The sequence below is a fragment of the Hungatella sp. SB206 genome (assembly GCF_051132295.1).
GTDB classification, from domain to species: domain Bacteria; phylum Bacillota; class Clostridia; order Lachnospirales; family Lachnospiraceae; genus Hungatella; species Hungatella effluvii.
The window spans coordinates 7,193,437-7,207,781 of record NZ_CP096603.1 but is presented as its reverse complement, the minus strand read 5'-3'; the positions used below and the strand labels follow the sequence as shown (position 1 = coordinate 7,207,781).

The following is a 14,345-nucleotide window of genomic DNA, read 5'->3' as shown; positions in this document are numbered from 1 at the left end:
GCAAGATACGATGCCTTGGTTTTCTTAGAAAGCGGGTGAACACAATGACCTTACAACAGTTACGGTATATAGTAGCAGTGGCAGAAACCGGAACGATTACAGAAGCAGCGGACAAGCTCTTTATTTCACAACCAAGCCTTACCAATGCCATCCGTGAGTTGGAAAAAGAGATGAAGATTCTAATTTTCCACAGAACAAAGAAAGGAATCCGCCTTTCCAAAGAAGGAGAAGATTTCTTAGGTTATGCCCGGCAGGTATTGGAACAGGCGGCGATTCTGGAAGATAAGTATAAAGGACGCGATGGTGGGAAAAAGCAGTTTTGCGTTTCCACACAGCACTACTCCTTTGCGGTGAATGCCTTTGTGGATCTAATTAAGGAATACGGGCAGGATGAATATGATTTTTCTCTTCGGGAAACACAGACCTATGAGATTATTGAGGATGTGGCCCACATGAAGAGTGAAATCGGTATCCTGTTTCTGAATGATTTTAACGAAGCAGTGCTCAGTAAGATTTTGAAATCCCACGATTTGAAATTCCATCTTTTGTTTGTGGCAACCCCGCATGTGTTTATCAGCCGAAACCATCCGTTTGCCGACCGTTCCATCCTAACCAACGAGCAGCTTGCCCCATATCCCTATCTATCCTTCGAGCAGGGGGAGCATAATTCCTTCTATTTTTCCGAAGAAATTTTCTCGGTTTCAGAACGAAAAAAACAGATCCGGGTACGGGACAGGGCAACGTTATTTAATCTTTTAATTGGGTTAAACGGATATACGGTATGCAGCGGTGTGATTGATGAACAGTTGAATGGCAAGGATATTATCGCGGTTCCTCTCGCAGAAGAAAGCCACATGCGCATTGGTTATATTACTCACCAAAAAGGTAGCATCAGTAGGTTGGGAACGACCTACTTGGAGGCATTGAAACACTATGTAGATGCCGAACACAGGGCAGTCCGCAAGTCAAATTATCGTGAAAGCGTCTAATTCTTCCCTCCTCATGGATTGATCATCGGCTATCCATAGTTTAAAACTATGGATAGCCGATGTTTATATCTATTATACAAATCCAGTCCTGTGATTTATACTGATAACAACGATCATATCTGGCGTATAGCCGGTTTGATTTCACAGGTTCCCCATTCTCGTTTGAGTTGGAAGATTCTACTACGAGATAAGGGATAGGACAAAGGAGGAAATGATGCAGACATCAGTAATCGGATTTCCCAGAATCGGAACATTACGGGAATTAAAGTTCGCTTCTGAGAAATATTTCAAAAAGGAAATTTCCGAAGAGGAATTGCTCCAGACAGGAAAAGAGCTACGGGCCAAACACTGGAATACACAGAGACAGGCTGGCATTGACTATATCTCCTGTAATGACTTTTCATATTATGATATGGTGCTGGACACAGCGGTTTTATTCAACCTCATTCCCAAACGCTACAAGGAATTGAACCTGTCGGATTTGGATACCTATTTTGCAATGGCACGAGGATACCAGGGAACTTATGGAGATGTCAAGGCTCTTGCGATGAAAAAATGGTTTAATACCAATTACCATTACATTGTTCCTGAAATCGAGGATGATATGAAAATCACGCTTGCCGGGAACAAGCCGTTTGAAGAATACAAAGAAGCAAAAGCTCTGGGAATTGAAACAAAACCTGTTATAATCGGTGCCTATACCTTACTTAAATTATGCCGATATACAGGCAAAAAAAGCTTGCAGGATATTGCAGGTTCCGTTGCGAAAGCCTATCAGGCCTTTCTTCGCTCGTGTGAAGAAATTGGAATCCCATGGATTCAGTTTGACGAACCGGCTCTTGTGCAGGATATGGCTCAGGAAGATATTGCCCTATTCCGGCAACTGTATGATGCGATTCTTTCCGAAAAAAGAAAGTGCCATGTTCTGTTGCAAACGTATTTCGGAGATGTCAGGGATTTTTATCAGGAGCTGCTTGCCATGCCCTTTGACGGGATTGGCTTGGATTTGATTGAGGGAAAAAAGAACGTTTCCTTGATTGAGGAATATGGTTTTCCGCAGGATAAGCGGTTATTTGCCGGGGTAATTAACGGAAAAAATATTTGGAAGAACCATTATGAGCCAACCTTGCGGATGGTAAAGACATTGCAAGCCAAAAACATCCAATGCGTATTATCAACCTCCTGTTCACTCCTGCATGTTCCCTACACATTAAAGCATGAACATAGGTTATCCAAACACTATACATCGTATTTCGCATTTGCAGAAGAAAAACTGGACGAACTTGCGCAGCTGAAAGAACTTGCCCAATGTGAGGACTATCATGCAGCGTCATCTTATCAGGAAAACAAAAAGCTGTTTGAGCAAGCAAGAGATTGCGTGAATGAAGCGGTGCATAAAAGGCTTTCCCGGATAACCGAAGATGATTATATCAGAAAACCCAGTCGCGGCAAGCGGCAGGTATTGCAAAAACAGAAACTTGCCCTGCCGGAATTTCCAACTACAACCATTGGCTCTTTCCCCCAGACAAACGATGTAAAAGCAAAGCGATCCTCTTACCGCAAAGGCGAAGTATCGGAAACAGAATACAAGGAGTTTACCAAAAAGAAAATTGCGGAGTGCGTCAGATGGCAGGAAGGAATCGGACTGGACGTGCTGGTTCATGGAGAATATGAACGAAACGATATGGTAGAGTATTTTGGCGAAGCATTAGGCGGCTTTCTATTTACAGAAAAAGCATGGGTACAGTCTTATGGTACGAGATGCGTCAAGCCTCCTATTATATGGGGCGATGTCTATCGTGAAAAACCCATTACGATTGAGTGGTCTGTCTATGCGCAGTCCTTGACGAACAAAGCCATAAAGGGAATGCTCACCGGCCCGGTAACCATCCTCAACTGGTCATTTCCACGAGAGGATATTTCTATCAAGGAATCCATTTCCCAAATTGCCCTATCCATCCGGGATGAGGTATTGGATTTGGAGAAGAACGGAATTAAAATCATACAGATTGACGAGGCGGCCCTTCGGGAAAAGCTGCCACTTCGGAAATCAGACTGGAAAAAGGAATATTTGGATTTTGCCATTCCTGCGTTCCGCCTGACACACAGCGGTGTCCGCCCGGAAACACAAATCCATACACATATGTGTTACAGTGAGTTCACAGACATTATTCCAGCGATTGACGATATGGACGCCGATGTGATTACATTTGAAGCATCCCGTTCGGATTTACAAATACTGACTTCGTTGCAGGAACACAACTTTGAAACAGAAGTGGGGCCAGGAGTGTATGATATACATTCCCCAAGGGTTCCCTCGGTGGAGGAAATTGTTGTGGCCCTTCATACCATGCTCACCAAAATCGACCGAACCAAGCTATGGGTCAATCCTGACTGCGGATTAAAGACAAGGGGGATACCGGAAACAGAGGAAAGTCTTACACATATGGTAGAGGCTGCAAAAGTCATCCGGAAAGACGCATAACGAGATGAAGATTTCAGAACTATATCAAACAAAACAGAATCAGGAAACCCCTTCTAAAAAGACCTTGTCCTTTGAAATATTCCCCCCAAAAAAGGACAGTGAATTGAAGAACATTGACAAAACACTGTCTGTGTTATGCGAATTGAATCCCGATTATATCAGCGTAACATTTGGTGCGGGAGGCGGTGCCAACCGCAACCGCACCATAGAACTTGCAAAACGGATCAAGCAGGAATATCATGTGGAGCCGGTGGTTCACTTAACCTGTCTGCACTATGATAAAGCAGAAATCGATGAGTTTGCCAGAGTTCTTACCAACGCCGGTCTGCAAAACGTCCTTGCGCTTCGTGGGGATAAAAACCCGAATATGAGGGAAAAAGAATCGTTTCTCCATGCATCGGATTTGATTGCGTACATGAAAGACAAGTGGGATTTTTGTTTTTTAGGAGCTTGTTACCCGGAGTGTCATCCTGAATCGGAGGATAAGGTCTGTGAGATCAAGCACTTAAAAGCAAAAGTAAACGCAGGCGCGGAGGTGCTGCTGTCACAATTATGTTTTGACAATCATGCGTTCTTTCGCTTTCAGGAGGCTTGCAGGATTGCCGACATTCAGGCTCCGGTAATTCCAGGCATCATGCCCGTGATTAATGCCGCGCAAATAAAGCGAATGATTACCATGTGTGGTGCAACCTTTCCGGTACGATTTCAAAAAATCATTCAGGCATATGAATCAAATAAGGAGGCGCTTTTTGATGCGGGAATGTCCTATGCATTAAGTCAGATCATTGATCTGCTGGTCAGCGATGTTGAAGGGATTCATTTATATACGATGAACAATCCTCTGGTTGCAAGGCGGATATGTGAAGGTATCCGGAATATCATATAAGTTTCTGGGAACGGATACAAGTGGAAGGACTATGTGTATGCGGAAGGTCTCCAAGATATTTCAAACCTGGAAGTGATTTTAAAGCAACTTATTTTAAGATTATAACCTTTTATATGGTACAATTTACAAGTTCCGATACAATCGGTGTTCGTAAACATGACCCAACTGCCTATACTGTCCAGGCTGTGCGGAGAAACGCAAGCGCCAGAGCAAAAAGCGGTGGGCGAGGAAACACCGGGAGCATGCGTCGAAAAGTGAAGGGACAAGGCCCTGAATATCTGGCCTTGTCCCTTGCAATTTAATTGACGGAATTGACTGGAAGGATTCTAATTAACTGAATCGCTCTGCAATGATATTTCCAAACCACTGTACTTATGGTAGAATAAAAAACAATAAATTCAAGGAGCGGTAGAAATGCAAAAGAAAGAACGGAAGCTGTCTCGGAAAGAGCAGCAGAGGAAGAAAAACTTCGATGCGATCTGTGATACAATGATTGCAAACGGATATATCAAGTATGATTTAACCGTGGGGGTCTTGGCCGCGAATGTCCTGGCTATCCTGGTAATGGCTCCTTTTATGGCACTGGCTCTATGGTTGTTCCTCCTGACTGTCCCCAATAGTGCGGCAACATTTACAGCTTGGGATGGTGCTGTAATGCTGCTCATGATTATCGCTTTGATTGTGATTCATGAGTTGATTCACGGCCTGACCTGGGGTTGTTTTGCCAAAAAACGTTTGAAATCCATTGACTTTGGTGTAATTTGGTCAATGCTTACCCCCTACTGCACCTGTGCAGAATCTTTAAGCCGGTGGCAGTATATTTTTGGGGGCCTGATGCCGACACTGGTGTTAGGATTCGGTCTTATGGCGGTCGCCTGCATGTTACATAGTCTATTTTGGTTGGCCCTTGCGGAGCTGATGATTCTGTCCGGTGGTGGTGATTTTCTGATCGTCTATAAAATACTGCTTCACAAATCACGAGGAACAGAAGCATATTATTACGACCACCCCTATGAATGCGGTCTTGTGGTATTTGAGAAGTCAGGGCTTGAGTGATGGTATGGGCATATAACGGAATCTATATGAATCGGTTAAACACTTCCATGGCTTTTGTTAAAGCAAAAAATATTTAGATAAAGACTGCTAAGGAGGTAGGTTGCATGAAAGATTGTGAGCATAACAGGAATCAACCAAATAAAACGCCTATATGTTTAGGCATAGGCATCAGTTTAGGTTTTATTTGGGGCGCTGTTTTAAAGAATATCCCCATCGGTCTGTTAATAGGCGTCTGTGTCGGTGCCTATTATGCAGTGATTACAAAAAGGAAAATAAGCACACAGGAAGATGATGACCATAACGATGGTTGACGCAATCGTTTTCTTTATATAATGCAGGGTTGTATGCGATAAAAGGGCATACGGCCTTTTTTAATGTGAAGCAACCTTCATCTTTCTGGTTGACAAATGGAACCATCTATGATAACATGAAATCAACTTCATACGAAGTTAACTTCATATTTGGGAGGTGCATGAAACGAAAACAAGGGTAAAAGAATTGCGGACACGGGCCAAAATGACGCAACAACAATTAGCTGTGCAGGTGCATGTTTCTGTCCGCACGATTATTTCAATCGAAAAAGAACAGTACGCCCCGTCTCTTATGCTGGCCTATCGGATAGCTGAGACATTTGGTGTAACGATTGAGGACTTATGCTGCTTAAAAGAAAATAAAGCATTGGAGGATGAAAGACGTGAAGATTTATAATCGCAAAAGTTTTCTATCTGGATTATTTCTGGCCCTAATCGGCTTAAGTTTGTTGCTTATAGGGTTCCAATTTGGGAGAAAATGGACAGATTGGGTTTTAATCAGTGTGGATTTATTGATAGCTGGCGGCCTGATCATACGGAGCTTTTCTAAACAAATGTCCGCAGAGGATAAAACGAACGAAATGGACGAACGGAACCAGCTTGTACTTTTGAAAAATTCCAGCCGTGCTTTTCAGCTTGCGAAGTATGGAAACCTTATACTGGCCGGGGGATGTTTTATTGCTGCAAAAGTTGCAAATCTGGAAAGCCTTATTTTTGTCGGTTCTGGCCTTATGTTAGCGTTTGCCTTATCTCTGTTTTCTGATATTCTCACGTTCATTTATTACGACAGGAAAATATAAAGCGTATCACTGTTTTGGGAGAGTGCGTCCACAAGTTCGTGACATTATTCTATGAAGTGTAAGCGGGTATGCGTAGAAAAAGTAAAGGGAAAACACCCTGAAATATCGAGGTGTTTTCCCTTGGTTGGAAGGGTAGCCGAGTGTGAATACTTCTGCCCCTTGAAACGGAATTTACTTTTTCTACAAAGTGATACCGATGTCCCGATCTCATTTCTGCGTGTTCATGCTGTTTTTCCCTATGGATTTTCCAACAATCATATATCCTTGAAAAATCAATAGATTTTTTGGTAGAGTTCCTATATAATAAAATCAGTTAGTGAATGGAAACTCAGTAAGAGAGCAAGGAGGTTATTCCATGGGGATTCTCAAACAGTTTTTTAACAATACCCGAAAGCCGGATGGCTGGATGGGGAAAATGATGGTCAACAGTATGAATCAGGGCCATGCTGCTGTTTCCGATTGGGGACTTTCCTATTTTCCAGATATACCGGTGGCGGCGCATTCTATGGTCGCAGATTTCGGATGTGGTGGAGGACGCAATACCGCAGCGCTTTTAAAGCGGTTTCCGGCGGCAAGAGTGACAGCCCTGGATTATTCCAAGGTCGCTTGCGATAAAACAAAGCAATTCAATCGGAATGAGGTGCAGGCTGGGAGATGTAACGTTGTGCAGGGGGATGTGTCTCGTCTCCCCTTTGAAGCGGCGACATTTGATGTGATCACAGCCTTTGAAACGGTCTATTTCTGGCCGGGGCCGGTGGAGAGCTTTCAAGAAGTCTGGCGGGTACTTAAACCGGGCGGGACATTTATGATCGTGAATGAATCGGACGGGACAAAACAGGCAGACGAAAAATGGACTGACATTATCGATGGAATGCGTATCTTTACACAGGAGCAGTTGATGCAATACTTACAGGATGCAGGCTTTTCCCGGATAGCCGCACATGTAAATCGGAAACAACATTGGCTTTGTCTCCTGGCGGAGAAAGCACGGTGAACAGAAGTGCCGATTCAAAATACGGATTTATAGAGACTGTACTTACAACACATGATGGAGGGATAGGATGACACGCGGAGAGATTTGGAAAGATTTTTTGAAACATACAGTTTTGACCTTGGTAATCGCACTGTTTCTGTTTTTGATCTTCAAGTCTGTTTTTACCAAAAACGGCGAAACGGAATATTTTTATGTCTGGCTCTGTTGCGGGATTCCCTTTGGGATTCGCCGGATGTTTGTCTGGCTGGTTCCCCATGGATATGACTTAGGCGGCACGGTTGGTATTATTGCGGTGAACTTTATAATAGGCGGCCTGATTGGCGGGGTCATCCTGACCTGGCGTCTGGTGGTTGCTGTATGGTATATTCCTCTTACCATTTACCGATTGCTCACAAATTGAGTTGGATTTCTAGTTGAGTTCTAAAATGTCAGGGAATACGTAGAAAAAGCAACGGGGAAAAGCCCTGAAATATGGGGGATTTTTTTCTTAGTCGGGAGTATATCTGCGTGTTATTATCATTCCCCCCGGAATCAGAGGTTACTTTTTCTACAAATGGCAGCGTAGCTTCTTTCTCCTTGTTTGCCTGATTCCGCCGCAGCCTGTATATCGGGAAGGTTGAAACGAAAGAGCAGCCAAAGCGAATAATCCCTGCGCGGCTGCAAACGGTCACGTTTGATGTATCAAAACGGGATGGATTGGTATGACACACGAAAAAATCGCCGGACGCAAGGGCCATATAGCCCCCGCGCCCGGCGCTTTTGCCTGCTTGGGTTATTCGTCTGTGAAATGGAACTGCTGGGCCTCAAAGTCGGCGTCTCTTATAGCGTCCAGTTTATCAAGGGTCTGACGGGCCAGCGCCGCCATATCCTCACTCATATCCGGAAGGGCGGCCCGGATGGCTCCCGATGTCCTGCGCCGGTCACTCTTATGATACATACAAATCAGGTTTTCTTCCTCTACGGTGAAATACATTCCTCATACCTCCAATTCGTTCTTTTTGGTTCTTGCCGGGGTCTTTTTCGTAGCCTTGGCCTGTTTCGTTTCGGAAAGCTGCCTGCGGATGGAGGTACGGGGCCTCCGTACCTCTTTCTCCCGGTTTTCGTCCTTGTGTATCACTGCATACAGACCATGCCGGTCGTTCATGCCCGTAAAGCACAGGGATTTATAAGGCAGCATGGAAAAGAGGCGGTCAGTGTCCTTGCTGGACGCGATTTGCACAAAGTATGGGGACAGCTCCACCATGAAATGTGTCTTGTTTGGACTGTTGGGGGCGGACAGCTCTTTCATTCCTGCCACTATGCGCCGGGCCTCCCTCATAATCCGTCCATCCCGCAGGGCGGCGACGTGGCTTTTGAAGTCGTCGGGGGCAAGCGGCTCCCGGCTTCTCTGCTCCTGCCGCAGCACTTCACGCAGGTTTTCCGGCTCGTTGGGCTTGGCCTCATACCGCAGGAACGCCCCCAACTTGGGGTCAGGGCTGCCGTTAAAATACTGCGCGGCGGGCTGCTCCTTGTCGCCCTTTTCATAATGCAAAATGAGATTGTCCGCTTTTACCGCCTCGGCTATAACGTGCCGGAAATGCTGCTGGTAGTCCAGCTCATAGAGAGTTCCACGGATTTTCCCGCCCACTTTGCCGGTCAACTCCACGGCGTAGGCAAGAACATGGTCGCGGGTCTGCTCCCCATTAAATTTCCATGTGTTGTATTGCCAGGTGTCCTTCAAGAATACGTCACGTTCCCGGAAACAGTACGTCCCGGAGGGGCGCGACATCCACAGCAGGGTTTTATCTTCGGCCTTATCACTGGCGGCGGCCTTACGGAGCATGTCTTTGTCAATCTCAAAATCATCCTGATAAAAGGCGGTATTCTGGCGCATGATCTGTTCCAGCGCGGCCAGAACATCCACATTCTCAAACTTATTCACGGCCTCCCACCTCCATATCCTTTGACTTCTCCCGCGCCGGGGACTGTTTCTTCTGTTCCTTTTTAGCCGCCGCAAGCTGCGCCCGGATGGAGGGCTTTTTCGTGCTATGGTTGGCCTTAGCATTCTTGTGGGCCTGTTTTTCTGTTTGTCTCTCTGCTTTCACTGCCGCAGCGACATCCGAAAGGGAAACCTGTTCTCCGGCTTTTGCTCTGGCTTCCAGTTCTTCCATAGACGGGGCGTTGTTCAGTATACCGTCAATCATGTTGTAGTTCTGCTCGGTGGACATCTCCGCCGTCTTGATATGACTTTCCTGCTGGGCGGGGATAGCAAAGGCCCTTGTGCCGTTTGCCATAATGAGATACCTGCCGTCCTCCGACTGGTGGTGGAATCCATACCCGGCGGCCTCCATCTGTTCCCGGCTCATGGCGGTTACATAGAAAGTCCCCCTCGGCGTTTTAACGGTTTCGCCCGTTTCCAGTTTGTCGGGGGTAAGCGGCTGTCCCTGCTCCTTGAAAAATTCCGGCACCTCCCGATAACCGACGCTATCCACATAGTAGGCAGTCTGTTTCCCGTCCTGCCGGAATACCACAATATCCCCCAGAGAGAGAGAACGTCCCGTGTAATCAGTGGGATGTTCCATATTGAAGCGATGGTAAATCTCGTCCAGAGAGGTGTTCTTATCCAACGGGGCTGTGTAGACAAGCTGGTAATTTTTCCTGTCTACGGAAAGCCCGTCCTCCTGCAAGCCCTCATAGGAACGATATCGGAAGTCGCGCCCCTCCGGGCCGCGCGGCACCTGATAAATGGAAAAGTTGGGCTGCGCTGGGGCATCGGAACCAGAGGCAAGATATTCCTCCACCGTCAATCCGGCATTCTCGGCTTCCTGTGCGACCTCGGCTTGTACCTGTATCTTATAGTCCTGCAAGCTCTTATCAAAGTCGGAAAGCTGCGGCGGCTCCGGCAACTGATACTGGCCTTGATTGAGAAGTGGGCGGCACTCCGTTACATAGCCTACAAGGGCGGTCAAATAGGCGGTCTGCTCTGGCGGGAGGGAATCGCCGGATTGTAAAAGGCGCTGGGCTTCCTGTTCCATATGGGAAAGGGTACAGTGCTGCTTCATGTAAGGGACAAACTCATGGAGAAGCATTTCCCGCTGGGCCTTGTCCGCCTCCCATGCCTCCGGCCCCTCGTGGTGCAGCACATGGTTTTTCCAGCTTTCATCCTGCGCGTAGTATTCGTGATACCCTTGGATATGCTCGATCAGGGAACCGTCGCCGTCGCCAAAATCCTGCCGCCCCTCGTAATTGTCTGGCTGGCCCTGCATCGTAAAATCAATGCGAAACTTGGTTTTATCGTACCAGCTTCCCGCGTGGTCTGGGTGTTCCCGTTCCAAGCGTTTGGAACTGTCCAGCGCCCCGAAAACGGCCTCGGCCTCGTACAACGGCATTTGCTGGCCGTCTTTTAAATGGGGGCTTTCACTCCAAAGAATCGTGACAATCGGCTCCGCTGCCGGGTCATGGGCGATGGTCTGTTCTGCCCTTGCAACGGCAATCTCGCTTTCAATCTGGCTTTTCATAAAATCATCCATGTGGCCGTGCTGCATTTCATATCCCTGTTCACACAGTCGGTTGATAAGACCAATCACCTTTTCGGTATCGTCCACGGCCTCGGCATAGGCCATAATCAACTGCCGTTCTTCGCCGCCCAAACGCGGGGCGTTTTGCTCGGCCACCGCAATCAGGGCAGCGGCTCGGTCCGCCGGGGACGCCTCCGGCATGAACGGTTTTCCATTCAAAAGGCCGTCGATCCCGTTCCATGCCTGCGGCTGGGGAATGGCGTTGGCCTGTTCTGTTGCTTCCAGAAAACCGTCCAGCCTGTCGCCGGTCAGGGGTTCCATTGTCTCAGCCGGTCGCTCATGGATGGCAAGGATTTCTTTTCCAGCTTCCACAAGGGACAGGTCGGGATTGTCAAGCTGGCCTCCGTCCAGTTCTTTGTAGTCGGAGGCATATAGTGTGTAATCATAGCCGGTTTCCGATGTCTGGATATACAGGTAATCGCCGTTTTCCAGATGGTAGGCGGCCTCCTGCGGGACTTCTGCCTGTTCCAGCGTTCCATCCCCGGCAATGGTAAAGCCCTGTGCCTGGGCCGCCTCCTTGGTTCCCTGCGACACTTCGCCGGTGGATTTCAAATCCGCTTCAATGAGGGTTTGCAGCATGGCTTTTACGCTGTCGGTCATTTCCTGCTGTTGCTCCGGGGGCAGCTTGGAAAATACGCTGTCCGGTTCTGGCTGCTCGGCGGCCTGCGGCTGTTCCTGCTGGGCCAGCCGTTCTTTCTGAAGCTGGGCAAGGTGGCCGTCAATGGTGGTAATCAGTTCATGGGAGGTGGCCCGAATGGTTTCAAGGGAGGCTTTCAGCTCTTTCAGGTCTTTGCCGGAACTCCAACCGGCCACATAGCCAAAGGAATAGTCGGAGGTGTCCAGCCCGTAATGTTGGCAGACGGCATAGGCCACGCTTTCCGCCTGCACCTCGCGGGTGCGGCTGTCGGGGTGGTCGGCCTGCTCCATGGCCGGGGCTTCCGGGTCGATGGCGTGGAGCTTGGAATGGGCGATCTCGTGGATAGCCGTCTTTAGGGTCTGTAATTCGCTCATGCCCTCCTGAATGGCGATCCGCTTTTCCGTCAGGTGGTAGTAGCCGTGGGAACCGCCCGGAATGTCCTCAAAACCAATGGGAACCGGGGAGGTCTGTTCCAGCGCCTTGAAAAATTCCCCGTAGCGTTCCACACTGCCGGTCAGTTCTTCCACGCCGATAGAGGGCAGCGGTTCCCCCTCGGTTTGGCTCACATCAAAGACCGACACGATTTTAAATGCCGGAACTTGGATTTCCTGTACCTCAGTGACGGGCTTTCCGTCCTGTCCCATCACCGGCCTTCCCTGGGCGTCCAGCTTCGGCACTTCCTTTTTCGCCTTGAATGGGGCCGGGGCCAGGATTTTGATGGCTTTTTCGCCTTTTTTTACATTGCGGTGAAACTCGTCCCGCCACTTGTTATAGCCTGCGACAAGCTGGCCGCCCTGCATGGCAATCAATAGGGTGTTATTGAAGCTGTAACTATGGAACTTCGCCATGGAGGTGAGATAGGCTTTGTAGCGTTCACTCTCGAAAAGCTCCTGTATGCCGGTTTCCAGCCGGTCGGTGATTTCTTTCATGCGGTCGGCGCTGTTCTGGCTGTTCAGGATAATGGGGGTAACGGGATGCGGGGCTTCGCCCTCCTGGTTCTGGTCTGGCTGGGCTTTTGCTTCCTCCCGCAACACTTCCGGCGCTGGATAGGCAATCACCCGGTATTCCTCCGGCACGGGCTGGCCCTCATGGACGCGCTGCCATTCCTCCCCAGCTCGCAGAAGGTAGCCGTACTCGGTGAATGTGCCTTGTTCCTCCTTGGCGATAAACTGGCCCAACCGTTCGGTATCAATGGCCGGTTTCCATGCATCGGGAATCACCATCAGGCCCGAATGATTCAGGTAGTAATCCCCTAAGGTGCGGTAATCTTTGGCGTCAATGAGGGTAAAACAATCGGTATTTTCGGCATAGTCGATGACCTGTCCGATGGTCTGAAATATCTCTGGGGACTGCATGATGGCGTTTAACTGTGAACGTTCCACATCGTCCAGCTTTTGAATCTGCACGGCAAGGAAGTTCAGTTCGTCCAAACTGGCAGCCTGTATCAATTCCTCAGGCAGTTCCAGCGGTTGCCCATCCGGGGCGGAAAAGCCGCCAATAAACAAGTCCTGCTGGTTGTCGGCGGTAATATGGATTTCCTTTAGGGCTTCCTGTACCTGTTCGGCGGAAGTCGGCAGGGAAAGCCAGTACCCATGCGGCCCGCCGGTCTGCGCTTCGGCGCGGTTATCAAGAAAAATGGAAAATACTTCGTTCACGGGTTTTCTCCTTTCCGGGGTGGTTATGGTCTGCGGCGGTTGCGTGGTTTCCTCCTGTTTGGGAAGCTCTTCGGTTTTTGCCGGTTCCTCTCCCTCGATGGTGTAGCCGGGGAGCAAACAGCCGTTGACCTTGAAATAGTCGGCATACTCCTTGGGGATGGCCGGTGAGATTTCCGTAAAGTAATGGGCATGGGCCTTGATACGGCCATTCAGATATTTGTCCAGTGCTTCCTGGCTGGCAAAGACTTTCCGATCCTGTCCGGCGATCCGAGCCTGCCGATAGGTGCCCGGCGCGTTGGTGCGCAGGCTCCAACTTAATGTCCAGGAATAAGGGACGGAGGTTTGGGCGGCCCTGTCGTACCGGGTGTTCTCGGAAATGGAATAATACATCTGATAAACCATGTTGCTGCGGATATGCCGGTAATTATCCGGCTGCTCCCACTGGTTGGCAGTGTGGGTGACGGGAAGTGTCCGGGCATATTCCAGGGCTTTGTCCAGAAGCAGGGTCTTTCCGGCCTGTTCCTCCCATGCGGTGGCCTGCGTTTTCAAACGGTCAAACACTTCCTGTTCTGCGGCGGCGCTTTCCGCCCGCAGGGAAAGAAGCTCCGCAAGGGGGAGCTTCACAAGCTCGGACAGATCGGACTTGCCGCTTTCAAAGTAAATCCGGCGCTCAATTTTCATGGTGTCGGCCGTTTCTAAGTTGTCGTGATCGTAAGAGCTATAAGACATTTAGTTTCACTCCTTCCTAAAAAATGTCATAAGAAAAGCAGGAAACCTTTGAAAGATTTCCTGCTGGGTGGTGCCGCCCATGGGCGGCTGGTATTTAGTTGTGAATAAGAGTGCCTACACGCCCTTTGTTTTAAATGTGTGCCGATATTTCAAGTCTAAGGTCATACGGACTTTTAAGAATCTGGTAACTCCGTCAGCATGTTTATGGTGCGGTAAATTTCTCCGCAGGCAGGGCACTTCCAATCT

The 14,345-nt window shown here is 48.5% G+C and carries 12 protein-coding genes; 9 read left to right on the top strand and 3 right to left on the bottom strand.

Annotated features, from left to right (window positions below):
- Positions 1-44 precede the first annotated feature (44 nt).
- The 9 genes from M1L66_RS32440 to M1L66_RS32400 all read left to right on the top strand — a co-directional run bounded on the left by M1L66_RS32440 (position 45) and on the right by M1L66_RS32400 (position 7,921).
- The gene (locus M1L66_RS32440) at positions 45-989 is read left to right on the top strand and encodes a LysR family transcriptional regulator (protein WP_006771516.1); all 945 of its coding nucleotides are present in this window, start codon (positions 45-47) and stop codon (positions 987-989) included.
- Between the two features lie 214 nt (positions 990-1,203).
- Positions 1,204-3,474 (top strand): 5-methyltetrahydropteroyltriglutamate--homocysteine S-methyltransferase, encoded by a 2,271-nt coding sequence (gene metE, locus M1L66_RS32435; protein WP_039890700.1) that lies wholly within the window; start codon positions 1,204-1,206, stop codon positions 3,472-3,474.
- A 103-nt stretch (positions 3,475-3,577) separates the two neighbouring features.
- Positions 3,578-4,360 carry a methylenetetrahydrofolate reductase gene (locus M1L66_RS32430; protein WP_434689812.1) on the top strand — a complete coding sequence of 261 codons (783 nt, stop codon included), beginning with the start codon at positions 3,578-3,580 and terminating at the stop codon, positions 4,358-4,360.
- Positions 4,361-4,774: 414 nt separating this feature from the next.
- Positions 4,775-5,416: a DUF3267 domain-containing protein gene (locus M1L66_RS32425; protein WP_006771519.1), complete on the top strand. Its 642-nt coding sequence runs from the start codon at positions 4,775-4,777 to the stop codon at positions 5,414-5,416.
- A gap of 104 nt (positions 5,417-5,520) precedes the next feature.
- Positions 5,521-5,727, top strand: a complete 207-nt coding sequence (locus M1L66_RS32420) for a hypothetical protein (protein WP_006771520.1) — start codon at positions 5,521-5,523, stop codon at positions 5,725-5,727.
- Positions 5,728-5,932: 205 nt separating this feature from the next.
- Complete coding sequence (locus M1L66_RS32415) at positions 5,933-6,124, top strand: helix-turn-helix transcriptional regulator (RefSeq protein WP_006771521.1); 192 nt, start codon at positions 5,933-5,935, stop codon at positions 6,122-6,124.
- Positions 6,111-6,527 carry a DUF2178 domain-containing protein gene (locus M1L66_RS32410; RefSeq protein ID WP_039890705.1) on the top strand — a complete coding sequence of 139 codons (417 nt, stop codon included), beginning with the start codon at positions 6,111-6,113 and terminating at the stop codon, positions 6,525-6,527. Before M1L66_RS32415 ends, M1L66_RS32410 begins: the two co-directional genes overlap by 14 nt.
- Before the next feature lie 355 nt (positions 6,528-6,882).
- Positions 6,883-7,521: a class I SAM-dependent methyltransferase gene (locus tag M1L66_RS32405; protein WP_117622444.1), complete on the top strand. Its 639-nt coding sequence runs from the start codon at positions 6,883-6,885 to the stop codon at positions 7,519-7,521.
- Between the two features lie 97 nt (positions 7,522-7,618).
- Complete coding sequence (locus tag M1L66_RS32400) at positions 7,619-7,921, top strand: DUF6050 family protein (protein ID WP_434689808.1); 303 nt, start codon at positions 7,619-7,621, stop codon at positions 7,919-7,921.
- 372 nt (positions 7,922-8,293) lie between these two features.
- Here the strand turns inward: M1L66_RS32400 and M1L66_RS32395 are convergent, their stop codons facing one another.
- Genes M1L66_RS32395 through M1L66_RS32385 form a run of 3 tightly spaced genes read right to left on the bottom strand, consistent with a single transcriptional unit; the run spans position 8,294 to position 14,099 of the window.
- Entirely contained in the window at positions 8,294-8,494 is a 201-nt protein-coding gene (locus M1L66_RS32395; RefSeq protein ID WP_006771526.1) for a transposon-transfer assisting family protein, read from the bottom strand.
- A 3-nt stretch (positions 8,495-8,497) separates the two neighbouring features.
- Entirely contained in the window at positions 8,498-9,394 is an 897-nt protein-coding gene (locus tag M1L66_RS32390; RefSeq protein ID WP_050797747.1) for a hypothetical protein, read from the bottom strand.
- 40 nt (positions 9,395-9,434) lie between these two features.
- A complete protein-coding gene (locus M1L66_RS32385; RefSeq protein ID WP_006771528.1) occupies positions 9,435-14,099 on the bottom strand; it encodes an LPD25 domain-containing protein in 4,665 nt (1,554 codons plus the stop codon).
- Positions 14,100-14,345 lie beyond the last annotated feature (246 nt).